16 protein-coding genes, 1 other RNA gene and 1 pseudogene are annotated in these 17,120 nt (G+C 59.2%); 5 read left to right on the top strand and 13 right to left on the bottom strand.

What is annotated here, in order from left to right:
* Positions 1-83: 83 nt before the first annotated feature.
* Positions 84-1,046 carry a diacylglycerol kinase family protein gene (locus AAA021_RS03420; RefSeq protein WP_349087990.1) on the top strand — a complete coding sequence of 321 codons (963 nt, stop codon included), beginning with the start codon at positions 84-86 and terminating at the stop codon, positions 1,044-1,046.
* Positions 1,047-1,132: 86 nt separating this feature from the next.
* Here AAA021_RS03420 and AAA021_RS03415 read toward each other — a convergent pair.
* The 5 genes and pseudogenes from AAA021_RS03415 to AAA021_RS03395 all read right to left on the bottom strand — a co-directional run.
* A pseudogene (locus tag AAA021_RS03415) lies at positions 1,133-1,444 on the bottom strand (peptide chain release factor-like protein); the annotation flags it as partial.
* A 152-nt stretch (positions 1,445-1,596) separates the two neighbouring features.
* Entirely contained in the window at positions 1,597-2,175 is a 579-nt protein-coding gene (locus AAA021_RS03410; RefSeq protein ID WP_022095227.1) for a xanthine phosphoribosyltransferase, read from the bottom strand.
* A gap of 159 nt (positions 2,176-2,334) precedes the next feature.
* Positions 2,335-2,610, bottom strand: coding sequence for a hypothetical protein (locus tag AAA021_RS03405; protein ID WP_349087987.1), 276 nt, complete (start codon positions 2,608-2,610; stop codon positions 2,335-2,337).
* 21 nt (positions 2,611-2,631) lie between these two features.
* The gene (locus tag AAA021_RS03400; protein ID WP_349087986.1) at positions 2,632-3,639 is read right to left on the bottom strand and encodes an MFS transporter; all 1,008 of its coding nucleotides are present in this window, start codon (positions 3,637-3,639) and stop codon (positions 2,632-2,634) included.
* 141 nt (positions 3,640-3,780) lie between these two features.
* Positions 3,781-5,064: an O-acetylhomoserine aminocarboxypropyltransferase/cysteine synthase family protein gene (locus AAA021_RS03395; protein ID WP_349087984.1), complete on the bottom strand. Its 1,284-nt coding sequence runs from the start codon at positions 5,062-5,064 to the stop codon at positions 3,781-3,783.
* Between the two features lie 231 nt (positions 5,065-5,295).
* Between AAA021_RS03395 and AAA021_RS03390 the strand changes: the two genes are divergently transcribed.
* The gene (locus AAA021_RS03390) at positions 5,296-5,742 is read left to right on the top strand and encodes a C-GCAxxG-C-C family protein (protein ID WP_329737890.1); all 447 of its coding nucleotides are present in this window, start codon (positions 5,296-5,298) and stop codon (positions 5,740-5,742) included.
* Positions 5,743-5,810: 68 nt separating this feature from the next.
* Here the strand turns inward: AAA021_RS03390 and AAA021_RS03385 are convergent, their stop codons facing one another.
* The 3 genes from AAA021_RS03385 to rpsA all read right to left on the bottom strand — a co-directional run bounded on the left by AAA021_RS03385 (position 5,811) and on the right by rpsA (position 8,382).
* Entirely contained in the window at positions 5,811-6,449 is a 639-nt protein-coding gene (locus AAA021_RS03385) for a YigZ family protein (protein ID WP_349087982.1), read from the bottom strand.
* A gap of 78 nt (positions 6,450-6,527) precedes the next feature.
* Positions 6,528-6,889, bottom strand: an RNA gene (gene rnpB, locus AAA021_RS03380) — RNase P RNA component class A.
* A gap of 326 nt (positions 6,890-7,215) precedes the next feature.
* Positions 7,216-8,382 carry a 30S ribosomal protein S1 gene (gene rpsA, locus AAA021_RS03375; RefSeq protein ID WP_022095232.1) on the bottom strand — a complete coding sequence of 389 codons (1,167 nt, stop codon included), beginning with the start codon at positions 8,380-8,382 and terminating at the stop codon, positions 7,216-7,218.
* Between the two features lie 315 nt (positions 8,383-8,697).
* Between rpsA and AAA021_RS03370 the strand changes: the two genes are divergently transcribed.
* Complete coding sequence (locus tag AAA021_RS03370) at positions 8,698-9,456, top strand: HAD family hydrolase (RefSeq protein ID WP_349087980.1); 759 nt, start codon at positions 8,698-8,700, stop codon at positions 9,454-9,456.
* Here the strand turns inward: AAA021_RS03370 and AAA021_RS03365 are convergent.
* Complete coding sequence (locus AAA021_RS03365) at positions 9,453-10,772, bottom strand: L-serine ammonia-lyase, iron-sulfur-dependent, subunit alpha (RefSeq protein ID WP_349087978.1); 1,320 nt, start codon at positions 10,770-10,772, stop codon at positions 9,453-9,455. The genes AAA021_RS03370 and AAA021_RS03365 overlap by 4 nt on opposite strands.
* 271 nt (positions 10,773-11,043) lie before the next feature.
* Between AAA021_RS03365 and rpiB the strand changes: the two genes are divergently transcribed.
* Positions 11,044-11,511 (top strand): ribose 5-phosphate isomerase B, encoded by a 468-nt coding sequence (gene rpiB / locus AAA021_RS03360; RefSeq protein ID WP_035138007.1) that lies wholly within the window; start codon positions 11,044-11,046, stop codon positions 11,509-11,511.
* Between the two features lie 151 nt (positions 11,512-11,662).
* Here rpiB and ndk read toward each other — a convergent pair whose 3' ends face one another.
* The 4 genes from ndk to AAA021_RS03340 form a co-directional block, all read right to left on the bottom strand.
* The gene (gene ndk / locus AAA021_RS03355) at positions 11,663-12,067 is read right to left on the bottom strand and encodes a nucleoside-diphosphate kinase (protein ID WP_006234152.1); all 405 of its coding nucleotides are present in this window, start codon (positions 12,065-12,067) and stop codon (positions 11,663-11,665) included.
* Between the two features lie 385 nt (positions 12,068-12,452).
* Positions 12,453-13,883: an argininosuccinate lyase gene (argH, locus tag AAA021_RS03350; protein ID WP_349087976.1), complete on the bottom strand. Its 1,431-nt coding sequence runs from the start codon at positions 13,881-13,883 to the stop codon at positions 12,453-12,455.
* 118 nt (positions 13,884-14,001) lie between these two features.
* Positions 14,002-14,172 carry a hypothetical protein gene (locus AAA021_RS03345; RefSeq protein WP_349087975.1) on the bottom strand — a complete coding sequence of 57 codons (171 nt, stop codon included), beginning with the start codon at positions 14,170-14,172 and terminating at the stop codon, positions 14,002-14,004.
* A 231-nt stretch (positions 14,173-14,403) separates the two neighbouring features.
* Complete coding sequence (locus AAA021_RS03340; protein WP_349087973.1) at positions 14,404-15,630, bottom strand: argininosuccinate synthase; 1,227 nt, start codon at positions 15,628-15,630, stop codon at positions 14,404-14,406.
* A 554-nt stretch (positions 15,631-16,184) separates the two neighbouring features.
* Between AAA021_RS03340 and AAA021_RS03335 the strand changes: the two genes are divergently transcribed.
* Positions 16,185-17,012 (top strand): HAD family hydrolase, encoded by an 828-nt coding sequence (locus AAA021_RS03335; protein ID WP_349087972.1) that lies wholly within the window; start codon positions 16,185-16,187, stop codon positions 17,010-17,012.
* Positions 17,013-17,120: the final 108 nt, after the last annotated feature.

The following is a 17,120-nucleotide window of genomic DNA, read 5'->3' as shown; positions in this document are numbered from 1 at the left end:
TAATAATCGCCGTGCAGCCACAATCGGGGGCAATTCGACCTGAGCGCGACCGCACTGTCATGCCACACGCCGGGAGTCGCCCCATGCACGCAACTGATTTTGGTCGCACGCTCATCATCGCCAACCCAGCCGCCCAGTCGGGCGCCGCGCACGAGGTTGCCGAGCGCCTGCAACGCTTTTTGGATATGACCGCGCGCGCATCCCAGTTTGACCTTGTGCTAACCGAGCGCATGGGACACGCCAAGGAACTGGCCGCCCAGGCAACGGGCTATCGCACCGTTATCACCCTTGGCGGCGATGGCGTGATCCACGAGGTCGTCAACGGGCTTATGACGCAGGATGAGGCGGTCCGGCCCGCCCTTGCCGTCCTGCCCGTGGGCTCCGGCAACGATTTTGCCCAAACGCTCGGTATCGATGATTTCTCCGGCAAGGATTTTGGCGCGCTGCTCACCTGTGAGCTGCAGCGTCAGGATATCGGGCAGATTCGCTCATGGAACCCCGCAAGCGGTAGCGGCGAGGCTTCCGTTGAGTACTACGACCAGACGCTTTCGGTCGGCATCGATGCCGCCATCGGCCTTGGCACCACCGAGCTGCGCAAAAAGACGGGCTTGACGGGCGCGCCGCTCTACACTCTCTCGGGACTTGAGCAGTTTGGCCTACGCTATCGCAACTACCCCATGTCAGTCAGCTTTGACGAGGCGCCCGCCGAACGCGTGAGGGCGATCATCATGGCGATTCAGCTGGGTCCTACGTATGGCTCGGGCTATCGCATCTGCCCCGATGCCGACCCCTGTGACGGCACACTCGACGTCTGCTACGCCTGCGGCCCCGTCCCTCGCGCGGTTGCCCTGCCCATGTTCCTTTCGGCCAAAGACGGCCACCACACCAAGCTGCCACCGGTTCGCATGCGCCACTGCCGCCATGCCGAGCTCACTTTTGAGGAGCCAGACTACCCCATCCAAGCCGACGGCGAGCCCATCGTCGCCTCGCGCATCGAGGTCGACATCCTTCCCGCCGCTCTCGAAGTCTGGCACCCAACCCGCTAACCCCCCATAAGTTGCGGTGAAATAGGGACTGTTTATGCAGTTAAAGCCGCAAAACAGTCCCTATTTCACCGCAACTTATGGGGAAGCTATTCGTCGCTGCCCGGCTTGCGACGGTTGGCCTTTTTAATGGCGTTGAAGTGCTTGTCATTGAGCCTGCGCTGGCGAGAGCGCTGAGGCACCTTGGTCTTTACGCGTCGGCGCGGTGGACGCCCGCGACGCTCAAGCTCAGCGCGCAGCTTACGCAGGCAGCTGCTACGGTTTTGGAACTGACTGCGGCTCTCGCGCGCCGTCACGGTAATCCCCGTGGGCCCATGCTTCATGCGCACCGCCGAGTCCGTCGTGTTGACGCCCTGTCCGCCCGGGCCCGTCGCGCGAAACACCTGAACCTCGCAATCGCGTGCCAACTCCTCGACCGACATCTCGGCATAGTGCGCATACTCACGCCATCCCATCTTGTTCTCATCCATATCAACACCTCCCCTCATACAAAAAATGTGACAAAGGGACAGTCCCTTTGTCACATCGCATACCAATCGCTTGTGTTGCGCACTTAGGCGAAGGTGATCTCGCCGGTCTCGCAGTCCATATCGGCGATACGGGCCAGGCTCTCGACGCGGAAGCCGCGCTCGCGGAGCTTATCGCCACCGCCCTGGAAGCCCTTCTCCACCGCAATGCCAATACCGGATACCTCGGCACCCGCAGCCTCGCAGATCTTGATAAGACCCTCGAGCGCGCAGCCGTTGGCCAGGAAGTCGTCGATAATCAGGACCTTGTCGCCCTCGGACAGGAAGCGCTTGCCAACGATGACCGGGTACTCCTTCTGCTTGGTAAAGGAGTAGATGGTCGTGGCATACTGCTCGCCGTCGAGGTTGATGGACTGCGCCTTCTTGGCAAAGACAACCGGCACGCCGCCAAAATGCTGGGCCGCGATGCAAGCCATGCCAATGCCCGAAGCCTCGATCGTCAGGATCTTGTTGATCTCGACACCCTCGAACAGACGGGCCCACTCGGCGCCCATGTGGTCGAACAGTTCAACGTCGCACTGGTGGTTGAGGAAGGCATCAACCTTAAGGACGTTACCGGCCTTTACGATGCCGTCATGGCGAATACGATCCTCAAGCTCCTGCATGGCGCAACCCCTTCTCGCGGCAACGATACCGCGCGATTAATAAACGTTGTTCGATAGTCTACCACGGACCGACCCCCGCCCGTCCCACAAGCCGCATCGCACCATAAAGCCGCAAGACAAGTAGATAGGCCCGATTCGTGGCAAGCCTACCTCCACAAGCTAATGGCGGGCGCGCACCCTCACCAAACGCACCATGGCGAGCGCAAAGCCCACAGCGGCCACAGCCATCAACACATAGAACACCGAACGGAAACCAAACAAAAACACATCCGGACGGCCCGCAACAAAACTGGTCACGGCCTCGCCCATCGCCACGCTCATCTGTCCATACAGGATATTCGACGCCACCGTAATGCCGAGTGCCATGCCGGCGTAGCGCGCCAAACTGCCCAAGCTGCCCGCAAAACCGAGCGCTTCGCGCGGAGCCGAGCCCATATACAGCGAGTTATTGGGGCTCTAGAAAATCGACGTGCCGCACGACATAAACGCGACGCAACACACGATTACAGGGATAGAAGAGTGCTCGTCGAGCGTGCTTACCGCAAAGAGGCCGCACACGTACACGCCCAGGCCGACCGCCGTGGGACCCTCACAGCCAACACGGTCCGAAACCGTACCCGAAAGCGGACCGATAAAGGCATTCACCATCGGCAGCGCCAAAAAGAGCAGTCCGGAAATGTCAGAACCAAAGCCGTGGGCGTCCTGAAAATAGAACGGCAGAATAAACTCGGATGCGCCGATACCAACGAACACGATGAGCATGCAGGCAAGGTTGATGGTGAAGGCCGAATTTGCAAAGCAGCGACGAGCGGCCTCGATCAAGGACATGGGGCGCTCGCCGGCCTCCGGCTTAACATGCGGCAGCGTGTAGAGCCCCACGATAAACGAGATGACGCCAATGGGCAGGTTGATGAGGAAGATACTCTCCCAGGGAAAGCTTGCCACCAGCATGCCACCGAGGACGGGGCCACACATCATGCCGAGGGCCACGAAGGTCGCGAGAATACCCATGGCACGACCTCGTTCGCGCGCCGGAAACGACTCGGTGATGATGCCCATGTTGTTAGCCATGGCCGCCGCGCAACCGACGCCCTGAACAATACGTGCCAGGATAAGAACCTCGAGCGAGGCCGAAAGGCCGCACAGCAGCGAACCGACCGAAAAGACGATGACGCCCAGCTGGAACACATTCACCTTGCCGCGCACGTCGCCCAGACGGCCAAACGGCAACATAGCCACGCAAGTCGCAAGCAGATACACCGAGCTTACCAGCTGAATGCGATCGAGGCCCACGCCCAGCTCCTTTTGCATCACGGGCAGCGCCACGGTCACGACGGTCGAATCCAGACACACCATAAACGTCATGATAAGCACGGTAAACAGAATCGCCCATTTGTTCTTGCCATGAGTGTCGCCCTCTAGGGCAATGTGTTCGCGGCGCAGCTGCTCAGCGGTTTTCTCCATATCCATCCTTTCGAGTGGCACAACGCAAAAACGGGGCCCCAATCGCCTGCGAACAGCCGCGATTGGGGTCCCGCCTACGGAATCGGAACGAAAGGTCGCCGAAGCTTTCTGCCAGCATCGGCGCCTTGTGCGAACGCTAGCCTAGCACTGCTCGAGCGCCTGCTCAAGGTCGGCAATCAGATCGGCCGTGTCCTCGAGGCCGCACGACAGGCGTACCATGTCGGCGGAAATGCCACAGGCGATGAGCTCTTCATCGTTCATCTGGCGATGCGTAGCGTTAGCAGGATGCAGGCAACAAGTGCGGGCGTCGGCCACGTGCGTGGCGATCTGGGCGAGCTTGAGGCTCTTCATAAAGGTCTCGGCCGCCGCGCGACCACCGTTAAAGCCAAAGCTCACAACGCCGCAGGTGCCGTTGGGCATGTACTTCTGAGCCAGGTCATAGTACTTGTCGCCCTCCAGGCCCGGATAGCTCACGAAGCGTACCTTGGGATGGCTCTGCAGGAACTTGGCAACGGCCAGGCCGTTCTCGCAATGACGCGGCATGCGCACATGCAGGCTCTCGAGCGAGCTATTCAGGAAGAACGCCGCTTGCGGGTTCTGCATGGGACCAAGGTCGCGCATGAGCTGCGCGGTGGCCTTGGTAATGAAGGCGCCCTCGCGACCGAACTTCTCGGCATACGTCACGCCGTGGTAGCTCTCGTCGGGCGTGGTGAGACCCGGGAACTTGTCCGCATGGGCCATCCAGTCAAACTGGCCGTGGTCGACGATCACGCCACCCAGATAGGCCGCATGGCCATCCATGTACTTAGTGGTGGAGTGCGTAACGATGTCGGCGCCCCACTCAAAGGGACGGCACATCACGGGCGTCGGGAAGGTGTTGTCGACCATCAGCGGCACGCCGTGGTCGTGCGCGGCCTTGGCAAAGCGCTCAATATCGAGCACGGCGAGGGCGGGATTGGCGATCGTCTCGCCAAAGACGAGCTTGGTGTTGGGTTGGAAGGCTGCCTCCAACTCCTCATCGGTGCAGTCGGGGGCAACGAACGTGCAGGTCAGACCCATGCGCTCCATGGTATGGGCGAGCAGGTTATAGGTACCGCCGTAGATGGCAGAGCTCGCGACCACGTGATCGCCGGCACCGGCAACGTTAAAGATCGCAAGGAAGTTCGCAGCCATGCCCGAGCTCGTGAGCATCGCAGCGGTACCGCCCTCCATCTCGCAAATTTTGGCGGCAACCAAATCGCACGTGGGATTCTGCAGACGACTATAGAAGTAGCCCGACTCCTCCAAGTCGAACAGCTTGCCCATGTGCTCGGACGTATCGTACTTCCACGTGGTTGACTGGTAGATAGGCACCTGACGCGGCTCTGCATCACCCGGGCGATAACCGCCCTGAACACACGTCGTACCGATGGTCTGCTCGCTCATATCTAGCTCCCTTGCCTGGGTTTTAGTTTTATTCGGTTCACGATACCGCTACCCTGCACCCCTCTCAACCCATCCCCAAGGTAGGTTATGGGACAAATTGATCAGGGGTATTTATCTCAAGCCTTGGGCATTTGCTCGATAGATAAAAACGAGGCATACAAGAAGCTCTCGATGATTACATGCCCCGTCACGGGTACCATAGGCGGGTACACCGTGACCAAGGAGACAACGATGAAGCAAATCGATACGGCCCAGCTCGACATCACCGCCTGTCAGGCTCAGGCTGCCGAATACCACGCCCGCGGCTTTAACTGCGCCCAGGCCGTCGCCTGCACGCTCGCGCCCGCCGTCGGGCTCGACCCCCAGGTCGCCTTTACCCTCACCGAGGGCTTTGGCGCCGGCATGGGCGGCATGACCGAAACCTGCGGCGCCATCTCGGGCGCCGTGGCCATCATGGGCTTTGTAATGAGCGACGGCATGGAAAATCCCAAGACTAAGGGCCAGACCTACAAGCTGTCGCGCGAGATCGCCAAGCGTTTTGGCGAGAAGAACACGACGACCGTCTGCGGCACGCTCAAGGGCATCGGATCGGATAAGGGTCCGCTCCGCAGCTGCCCCGGTTGCATCGACGATGCCATCGAGATCGCCTGCGATGTGCTAAAGCAGCTCGCCGAGTAAACGGCAGCAACATAAAAACAACGGCCGGCGCGCTTGGGATTCATCCAAAAGCACGCCGGCCGTCGTCGTTAGAACTCGGCAAATTCGGGAGCGCCGACCTCGATCTCCTCGCGCCCCGCCATAAGCTCGCGCATCTTAGCGCAAAACGGCTCCTGCTCCCCCGCTTTAAACACCAAATGAAGTGTCACGGCATCCGCGTAATCGGTATCCGAAACCTTGGCACCCGAACCCTGCGCCAAACGAAGCACCTGCTCATACTGCGGATAGGCCACATGCACGTCAACCGGTACGACACTCGTCATCTCAACGATCTGCCCAGCCTCCCGAGCGGCCGCCACCGCCGCCTGCGTCACCGCGGTATAGGCGCGCACTAATCCACCAGGCCCCAATAGCGTGCCGCCAAAATAGCGCGTCACTACGCAGCAAACATTTTTGAGCCCTGCGCCGCGCAACACCTCGAGCGTCGGCATACCGCTCGTGCGGCTCGGCTCGCCGTCATCGCTCTGGCGCTCGCGTCCATCGACCAAAATCCACGCGGGAACATTGTGTCGAGCGTCGTAATGGCGCTTGCGAACCATCTCGATAAAGGCATTCGCCTCATCCTCGGACTCAATATGGACCAGCTGGGCAATAAACCGGCTCTTGCGGTCCACAAACTCGCCCGAAGCCTCAATATTCAATTGCAGAGTAAAATAGCTGTCCAACAAAGCCCCTCAACAACAAGCAAAGCAACAAACAGCCTCAATAATACGGCAAAGGCCGTACCGATTGTCAGGGTAACAAAAATGCCAAGTGGGCCTATAAGCCGGGTTCTGTCGTGAACGGTCATTTATCTTGTCTGCACGTTACCGTGCAGCTCCACGCACGCTACCCGAACGCGGACCGGGCCGGCCCATAGCGTTCCTATTCGCGCTTGCTCCGGATGGGGCTTGCCAAGCCGCCGTGTTACCACGACGCTGGTGGTCTCTTACACCACCGTTTCAGCTTTTCCCTTTACGCCTTGCGGCGCAGGTGGGAGTCTTCTTTTCTGCGGCGCTTTCCGTCGGATCACTCCGCCCGGCCGTTAGCCGGCATCCCGCCCTCTGGAGCCCGGACTTTCCTCACGCGTGCTGTAAACAGCACATCGCGCGACCGTCTGGCCCACTCAGCAGTGCAAGAGTGTAGCACACCGTTGCCGCAGGCAATGGCACAACACAAGCGTTCGACACGATAAACTAAGAACCACGCCATGCAGTACAATAGGGTTGTCGATGGGCAACGTCGTCAGTCGAGACGCGACCGCGCTCCGCACCCCTCCGTCTACTCGGTGCGTTCCCGCCTCCTCCCCGAGGCGGGATGTCGGTATTTTTCATGCACCGACAACCCGATAGCCTGTGGACAGCCCGGGCAGTATTACGCATTTCGACACCAAATGCAAAAAGGGACCCGTCCATTGCGGACGGATCCCTTAAAACAGGTGATCGTCAAACCGATTTACTCGGCGTCGGTCTCCTCGTCCTTCTTCTCGGAAGGAAGCGGGGTAACCTCGATCTCGACGCCCAGAGTCTCAGCAGCAGACTTCATGGACAGGGAGATGCGACGACGGTCGAGGTCGATCTCCATGACCTTGACCTGAACCTTGTCGCCCACGTGGGTGACCTGAGAAGGCTGGTCGACGTGCTTGTTGGCCATCTCGGAGATGTGCACCAGGCCCTCGATGCCCTCGCCCAGGTCGACGAAAGCGCCGAACGGGACAAGCTTGGTCACAGTGCCCTCGACGATAGCGCCGACGGGGTACTTCTTGACCAGTGCGCGCCACGGATCCTCGGTGGTCTGCTTGAGACCCAGGGAGATGCGCTCGCGGTTGAGATCGACGTCGAGAACCTCGACCTCGACCTCCTGGCCGACCTTGACAACCTCGGAAGGATGGTTGACGTGGTTCCAGGAGAGCTCGGAGATGTGGATGAGGCCGTCGATACCGCCGAGGTCGACGAAGGCGCCGAAGTCGACGATGGAGGAAACGGTGCCCTGGAGACGCATGCCAGACTTGAGCTTGGACAGGATCTCGGAGCGCTCGGCCTTACGGGACTCCTCGAGCACGACGCGACGGGAGAGGACGACGTTGTTGCGGTTGCGGTCCATCTCGATAACGCGGGCCTCGATGCGGGTGCCCATGTAGGAGGTGAGGTCCTTGACGCGACGGAGGTCGACGAGGGAAGCGGGCAGGAAGCCACGCAGGCCGATGTCGAGGATCAGGCCGCCCTTGACAACCTCGATAACCTCGCCCTCGACGTTCTCGCCGGAGTTGAACTTCTCCTCGATGCGGTTCCAAGCACGCTCGTACTCGGCACGCTTCTTGGACAGGACCAGACGACCGTCCTTGTCCTCCTTCTGGAGTACCAGAGCCTCGATGGGATCACCGAGTGCAACGATGTCTGCAGGGTTAGCGTCCTTGCGGATGGACAGCTCGCGGACCGGGATAACGCCCTCGGACTTGAATCCGATGTCAACGAGCACCTCGTCATGCTCGATCTTAACGACAGTGCCGTTAACGAGATCGCCCTCATCAAAGTCGGTAATCGTACCGTCGATGAGGTTGTTCATCTCCTCCTCGTTGACATCGTCAAGAGAGAAAATGGACGAGTTCTGAATCTCACTCAAAGGTGGACCCCTTTCGAACTACGGGGCCCCGATTGCTAGGACCTACAGAAGGGTGCGACAAGCACACAACGTTTAGGAACACTCGGGAGCCGACAGATACTAATGTGACGCTTATGCAATCACGTTCGTATAGGTTACGGGGAAATGGGTTCGATTTCAAGCGTGAACTGCGATTTTTTACTCGTGTGGAGACTTTTTCGTAATCTTATGAACACACGTCTCCACAACTTGACGATAACCAGCCAGGCATTTGGCTTTGGGGTAAAGTATCCGGAGCCAACGATTCTGGAACGATTTATCGAGAAAGGTGCCCGCGTGCTCAAAGCAGTCGTTTTCGATATGGACGAAACGCTTCTTAGCATCAACCTCAACGCGTTCATCCTTCGCTATTTTAAGGATGTCTCTTCGATGCTCACGGATATCGGGCGCCGCAGCCGCGGTGGCACGATGGCGCGCCTCGGCACCATCCTGGTCGACCTCAACGCCAATCGCCGCAGCGGCACGGACAACCGCACCAATCTTGAGTTTTACCAAGAAGAGGTCGAGCGCCGATGCGGGATCTGCCTCTCCGATCCCCTCATCTACGAGGCGTTTACCTACTATGACCGCGAAGTTCTTCCGTACAAGAACGACGAGGTCATTAACGCCCACGCCATGCCGGGCGCGCACGCCGCGCTCCAGGCCGTACAGGACGCTGGACTGCGTTGCGCGCTCTTTACCAACCCCAGCTTTCCCCAGGGGGCCATCGAGTGCCGCATGGGCTGGGGCGACCTGGCCGACGCCCCCTTTGAACTCGTGACGCACATGGGAAACGCCACCCGCTGCAAGCCCGATACCACCTACTATCTAGAGCAGCTTCAGGTGATGGGGCTCGAGCCGCACGAGGTCCTTATGGTGGGCAACGATCCCAAGCGCGACTTCCCGTCCCCCGATTGCGGCATCCAAACCGCCTTTGTGGGCCAAGGCAAGCCCAGCCGAGCCACCTGGCGCGGAACCATGGAAGACTTCGCCCGCGACTTTAACGCCGTAATCGAGGCCTTCTACGAGCACCAAGTAGCCCACGAACTGTCTTAACAGACCTGGGTTTTGCCGATCATGATGTTGAGGATCTCGACGTCGGTGTCCTTCATGCCCACGCGGCCCACGTAGCCCATGCTGGCGATTGTCTGCTCAACGGTATCCTGGATCAGGCCCTCGCCGGCGCGGAAGCCGCGACCTTGCATAGCCATATCGTGGCCCAGAATCGCCGCATCGACGGCAGCCGAGATCTTGGCGGCACAGCTCGCCTTGGCGCCGTCGCACACGATGCCGCCCACGTTACCGAGCGTATTCGAGACCGTCGCGCCAATCTGCTCGCGCGTGCCACCGCACAGCCAGGTAATCGCAGCGCCGGCGCCGCACGCGGCGCAAATAGCACCGCAAAACGCCGAGAGCGCACCAATATAGCTCTTGATATGCACGGCGATAAGATCGGACAGCATCACGGCGCGCACCAGGCGCTCGTGGTCGCAACGCAGGTACTCGGCATACTCCATGACGGGCAATGCGCAGGTAATGCCCTGATTGCCCGAGCCGCACACAATGGCGACCGGCAGCGCGCAGCCGTTCATGCGGGCGTCGGACCCGGCGGCCGCACGGGCACGGGCACGGCAGGCGACGTCATCGGCACGAGCACCCAGCAGCGTGCGGCCCACCTCGGCGCCCCAAGCGTGCGCAAGGCCCTCGGCACTGATCGCGCCATTCAGCTCAATCTGACGCTCAACGGCAGCGCGGGCGTCCTCAATGTCGCCGTCCTCAATAAAGTCGATGATGGACTCAATCGACATGGGCGTGTCGGCCTTATCCGCCGCCCGCTCGGCCACCACACGCTCGGCGCAGGCGGCACACTCCCCCGCCGACTTGCCGCATACCGGAATACCGTCGAGCGTATGGCACGTGACATTGGTGTGATGATCGGTAATCTCGACGACCGCGGTATGGCCCCCGGCCGTGGCAGTCACCTTGATGTAGAGGTTGGGCACACCCTCGACAAGCGACACATCGCAGTAGCCGGCGTCGGCGAGGAGCTCGGCCACGCGTGCACGGTCTTCATCGTTAACGCTCTCGAACACCTCGAGAGCGCTCTTAGCGTCGCCACCCACGGCACCCAGCACGGCTGCCGCCTCAATACCGTGCATACCACCCGAGTTGGGCACGGTCACGCTCTTAACGTTCTTGATGATGTTGCCCGAGCAGGCAACATCCATATGATCGGGCTCGCAACCGAGCGTCTGGCTCGCCAGCGCCGCTGCATAGGCAACGGCAATGGGCTCGGTGCAGCCGAGTGCACAGACAAGTTCGCGGTTCAAAACATCGCAAAACGCGGCATCACGGATGGAATCGGTAGGCATAGGTATCTCCTGCTTGCATAACGGGCTGGGCTCTCAAAAAAGTTACCTCCTTTATTTGATAACAATGCATCAAAAACCGCAACCATGGTTCCGGCAGACGGCGCTCAAGCGCAAACTGACGACATTCATTCACGAGAAGCCAGTCTTGTTGCCTGCTAAAGCGTTTGACCAAAAAACGCTCGAGCGTTTACGCAAAAGTCGCGCTATCATGCAGTCGAACGCGGTAAACACCTTTAGCATTTGCGCCGCACAGACCAGAGAGGAACCATCCATGAAGATCGGTATCGGTAACGACCACGCCGCCGTCGAGCTCAAGAACATCATTTCCGAGCACCTGAAGGAGCGCGGCTGCGAGGTCGTGAACTTTGGCACCGACACCTCCGAGAGCTTTGACTACCCCATCGCCGGCTACAAGGTGGGTAAGGCCGTTGCCAACGGCGACGTCGACCTGGGCATCCTCATCTGTGGCACCGGTGTCGGGATCAGCCTGGCTGCCAACAAGGTCGAGGGCGTACGCGCCGTTGTGTGCTCCGAGCCCTTCAGCGCCAAGCTCTCCCGCATGCACAACAATACCAACGTGCTCGCCTTTGGCGCCCGCGTCGTGGGCTCCGAGCTCGCCAAGATGATTGTCGACGAGTGGCTCGACGCCGAGTTTGAGGGCGGTCGTCACGAGCGTCGCGTTAACCTCCTCAACGAGATCGATCACACGCGCGGCCTTAAGATCGTCGACGAAGCCTAAACTATTCAGTGCCACAAGCTAACAGCAGGGGCCCGCTCGGAACACATGTCCGAGCGGGCCCCTGCATAGATTTTGGAATAAAAGGGCACCGCAGATGGAGTTCCGCGGCGCCCAGGCCACACGCTAACAGCTTTAAGGAGTCAAAGCTGGTTTAGCCAAAGAAGCGCTTGATCTCAATCTCGGCGTTCTCCAGGCAGTCGGAGCCGTGGATCACGTTGGCGTTGACATCGACGGCAAAGTCGCCGCGGATGGTACCAGGAGCAGCGTCAAGCGGATTAGTAGCGCCCATGAGGGTGCGCATCTTAGCAACAGCGGAGAGACCGGAAACGACCATCTTGACGACCGGACCACTCGTCATAAAGTCGCAGAGACCGCCAAAGAAGGGCTTGTCGGCCAGATGGGCGTAGTGCTCCTCGACGGTAGCGCGCTCGAGCGTGGTCATCTCCATGCGCTCGATGACAAGGCCGCTGCGCTCAATGCGAGCAACGATCTCGCCGATCTTGCGGTCGCGCACGGCGTCGGGCTTAATCATGATGAAGGTCTTCTCGATAGCCATAAAAGTAGCCTTTCAAGTAGGTTCGCGCGTGCCCAAGTCCCATTCCGGCACCCGCCTGGACTGCATCGTAACAGAGTTTTAGCTGCAGTTAAACAAAAAGCTGTTTATTGAAACGTTGCAATTTATTAAAGCGCTCCATATGTGTCACTTCTGTTTCGAAGCCCGATTAGAGTACCATCCGACCGCCCATCAACCGCATCGAACAGAGCAGGCGGTCGGTTGCCGCCCGCGAACGTAACCCCTTCACAACCCGCCCAAAGGTCCTACAGAAGTTCTCGACAAGCCCCTCCCCCATAGCAACAAAATACGGGCGCCCACATCAGCAGGCGCCCGTAAAGTGAAAACGATTTATCAATAAATGGCCAAAACGGCTTCAGCCAAATCCCTACTTTACCCCGTGGCCCATCTCGACGACCTTAGTCAGCGATCCAAACACGCCCTCGTCGGCCACGAGCTGTGCCTCGGCGCGCTGCAGCTGCACGGCAACGGCGGCAGGGGCGGTGCCGCCCTCGGTCGTGCGCGCGGCGACAATCGACGGGATGTCGAGCGCCTCGGTAATGTCGCGCTCAAAGAGCGGGCTTGCCTCATGGAACACCTCAAACGGCAGGTCCTCAAGATTGCAGCCGCGCTTCTCACACATCAGAACCAGATGCCCCACCACGGCATGAGCCTCGCGGAACGGCAGACCACGCTTAGCCAGGTAATCGGCAACATCGGTGGCGGCAAGGTGACCCACGCCGCACTCGCGCGCCATGACATCCTCGTTGACGGCCCAAGTCGAAATCATACCGGCCATAACCGACAGGCACTGCATGAGCGTATGGGCGGTATCGAGCGCGCCCTCCTTGTCCTCCTGCAAATCCTTGTTATAAGCAAGCGGCAGGCCTTTCATGGTCACGAGCAGCTGCACCAGGTTGCCATACACACGGCCGCTCTTGCCGCGAATAAGCTCGGCAAAGTCGGGATTCTTCTTCTGCGGCATGATAGACGAGCCGGTGGAGTAGGAGTCTGAAAGCGTGATAAAGCCAAATTCGGAGCTCGACCACAGCACGATCTCCTCGGAAAGACGCGACAGGTGCATCGCCATGACGGATCCGGCGTAATGCAGATCGAGCAGGAAATCACGGTCGGAAACCGCATCGAGCGAGTTGGGAATCACGCCCGCAAAGCCAAGTTCGGCAGCCGTCATCTGGCGATCGAGCGGATAGCTCGTACCGGCAAGCGCGGCAGCACCCAGCGGGCAGTTGTCGGCGGCATCAAAGGCGGCCTTCAGGCGCGTAAAGTCGCGCGCGAACATCCAGGAATACGCCAGCAGATGATGCGAGAGCAGCACGGGCTGAGCGTGCTGCATATGCGTGTAGCCCGGCAGAATCACCTTGTCGTACTTCTTAGCCGCATCCACCAGCACATGGCGCAGCTCAAGATTGGCCTCCATGAGCTCCTTGGCCAGCGCCTTGACGCCCAGGCGCGTATCGGTCGCCACCTGGTCGTTGCGCGAACGGCCGGTATGCAAGCGCTTACCGGCCTCGCCGATGCGGCGCGTCAACTCGCTCTCGATGGACATATGAATGTCCTCATCGTTGATATCGAAGGTAAAGTTGCCGGCATCGATATCCTGTTCGATTCCGGTCAGGCCCTTGGCAATCGCCTGCTCGTCCTCGGCACTGATGATGCCCTGGGCCGCCAGCATTTTGGCATGCGCCTTAGAGCCGGCGATATCCTGCTTATAGAGATGTTTGTCGACCGGCAGCGACGCGCCAAACTCCTGCGTGACCTCGGCCACGCCTGCCTCAAAACGACCGCCCCAAAGAGCCATGGAACCGTCCCCTTTCTCCAAATACCAAAACAAGCGCCCAAAGCAATGCGCCATATCGCTAAAGCGATTTTTCAACCGCTAGTTTTACACATTCCCCACCGTGTGCGGTGCCATGTAGCTAATTTGCAAAGAAGTGACGCGCCATGCACTTGGCGCCCAACGTCTCCCTCCGGATGTTGCCCTGCGAACCATCGATCCAGGCCATCAGGCTCATAGGGACGTCCTTGACCCTTGCAGCATCGAACTCGGGCGCGAGGGCAAGTAAAGCATGCGCGATAGCATTGAACATAATGGATACTCCTCATATATAGGCGCAGAGCCGCCAAATTGATAGAAGGAGCCCCGCCGGACAACCCCGGCGGGGCTCGGACTCAGCCACAGTCGCGGCATCATATATGCGGGCGGAACGTAGGGGCCACCGATGTTAAGAAGTGTCAGCAAGCATAACGAAAGGTAGGGACCCCGTGCGCCCGTTATGTATCACGCAGATGGGCCGCGCGGATACCAAGGGAAGGAGGCGCTAGGCCTGGGCGGCAGCAGAGCTGGGGCCCTGGACCTTTGCCCACGTCTTGAGCGACAGCGTATCGATCTCGATAAAGCCGGCGCTGGCCTTCTCGTCAAACGTGGTGTCGCGGTCGTAGGTAGCCAGGCCGTAGTCGTAGAGGCTGAAGGGACTCTTGCGGCCGACGACATGGCAGTTGCCCTTAAAGAACTTCAGACGGACAGTGCCGGTCACGAACTTCTGGGTATCGGCCATAAAGGCGTCGAGCGCGTTCTTGAGCGGGCTGTACCACTGGCCGTTGTACACGGCGGTGGCCCAATCCTGCTCGAGCTTGATCTTGGTCTTGAGCAGGTCGCCCTCGACGCAGATGTCCTCGAGCGCCTTGTGGGCGGTGATGAGCGTCAGGGCGCCGGGAACCTCATAGCACTCGCGGCTCTTGAGGCCCACCAGACGATCCTCGACCAGGTCAAGACGGCCAAAGCCGTTGTCGCCCGAAATCTTGTTGAGGGCGATGACGATCTCGGAGAGCTTCATCTTCTTGCCGTCGACGGCGACAGGCTTGCCGGCCTCAAACTCGATCTCGGTATAGGTCGGGGCGTCAGGCGTGTCCTCGGGGTTCTTGGTCATAACCCAAGCGTCATCGAGCGGCTCATTCCAAGGGTCCTCCAGGTGACCGCACTCGATGGCGCGACCCCACAGGTTGTCGTCGATGGAGTAGGGGTTATCGTTGGCACCCTCGGGAACCGGCACGTTGTGGGCGTGGGCATAGGCGACCTCGTCGGGACGGCACTTCAGATCCCACTCGCGCACCGGGGCGATAACCTTGAGCTCAGGGTCGAGGGCCTTGACGGCAGCCTCAAAACGAACCTGGTCGTTACCCTTGCCGGTGCAGCCGTGGGCGACGTAGGTCGCGCCAAACTCGTGGGCGACCTCAACAAGCTTCTTGGCAAGCAGCGGGCGAGACAGGGCGGAGAGCAGCGGATACTTGTTCTCGTACATGGAGTTTGCTGCGATGGCTGTGGTCAGGAACTCATCGGAGAACTCGTCGCGCAGGTCGAGCACCTGGCAATCGAGAACGCCCAGGTCGAGCGCCTTCTGCTTCTTGGCATCCAGTCCGGTCTCTTCCTGGCCCACGTTGCCGCAGACGCAAACGACATCGAGATTCTTCTCGTCCTGGAGCCATTTGACACATACGGATGTATCAAGACCACCGGAATATGCGAGAACGACTTTTTCCTTGCTCATGGCTGTTTCCTTTCGCCCTTGGTAGCTAGTTAGAACATCGGTCAGTTGCAAGTCATTTCAAGGTCATATACCGTGCAATATCAGGTTAAATAGCAAAAATCAGCACATACATGCCCTAGAAACATGCAGCAATGTCGTGCTAAAACCCAACGACCTCAAAATGACTCTGTTGAGGCAATTCGCCCCATGCGGACAGAGACGATTGTTATCGTCGTCGGGAAATTGCGCGCTGGCGTCGGATGGCATTGTCTGCAGTGGTGATGATCTTTACGAACTGCATCTGCCTCTCCTTTCACGTATCGCCGGGCGCAATTCAAATATCGTAAACGGTACCTTTTACTCGGTAAGCGGTTGTTTTTCCGTCTCCGTTTTCGATGGTCGCTATATTACGCTAAAGTGCCCGCAGCACAAGCGACAAATTCAAATTTCTGAAAAGTTTTTTCATTAGTTTGTGAATAGTGATGCAAATACGCGCCAATCCTGCGAAAATACGGCCGACTAAGAGTTGATGGTTATAACGTCTGAAACAAACTCGAAACGAAAGGCTCGCTTTTATGCAAACTTACGAATCGGACGCCAATATCGGAAACATTAAGATTCTCGCCGTCGATATGGACAAGACGTTACTAACCGACGAGCGCGTGTTACCACAGGGTCTTGATGAGCGCCTGGACAAGCTCGCCGACGCCGGCATCGTATTCTGCCCCGCCAGCGGGCGCCCTGCCCCCAAGCTCGAAGAGATGTTCGAGGACATCAAGAACCGCATCGCCTTTTGCCCCGATAACGGAGCGTGCGTGATATATCGCGGCAACTATATCTATAAAAGCAATATCGATGTGGCGCTGTATCAGCAGGTGCTCGCTCGTGCCTCGGAGGACCCGCGTGCCGTTCCCGTCCTGTGCTGCTACGACGAGTTCTATGTGCTCGCCCGCGACCATCAGTACCACGACGAGATCAGCGTGTACTACAACACGATCAACTACGTCGATAGCTTTGAGGGCATTGATATCGAGTCCAACAAGATTTCGATCTTCTTCCCCGCCTACGATGCCGAGCCAGCGTTTCGCGAGGACTACAACCCGGCGTTCTCGGACCGACTCTATGTCACCAATGCGGGCCGCGAGTGGATCGACTTTATGAACCTGGGCGTCGACAAAGGCGCCGGCGTCGCGCATCTGTGCGAGCAGCTGGGCATTGATATCGCCGACGCCGCTGCCGTGGGCGACACCTACAACGATATCCCCATGCTGGAGCGCGTCGGACACAGCTTTATCGTGGACAATGCCGAGGAGCACATGAACGCGCATGCCAAGTGGCGCATTCCGAGCAACAACGACGGAGGCGTACTGACGCTCATCGACGCCATCCTGGCGGCTCGTTAAACTCGCCGCCATGCCCGGGGCCGGCCGTTTGATTTTTGTTCGGTCAGGTCCTGGGCTCGCTCGAAGAGCACATTAAGTGCTCTTCGGCTCGTGCGGAATCTACAAAAA

Source organism: Collinsella sp. CLA-JM-H32 (assembly GCF_040098165.1).
Classification (GTDB): Bacteria; Actinomycetota; Coriobacteriia; order Coriobacteriales; family Coriobacteriaceae; genus Collinsella.
This window is presented reverse-complemented; position numbering and strand designations above follow the sequence as displayed.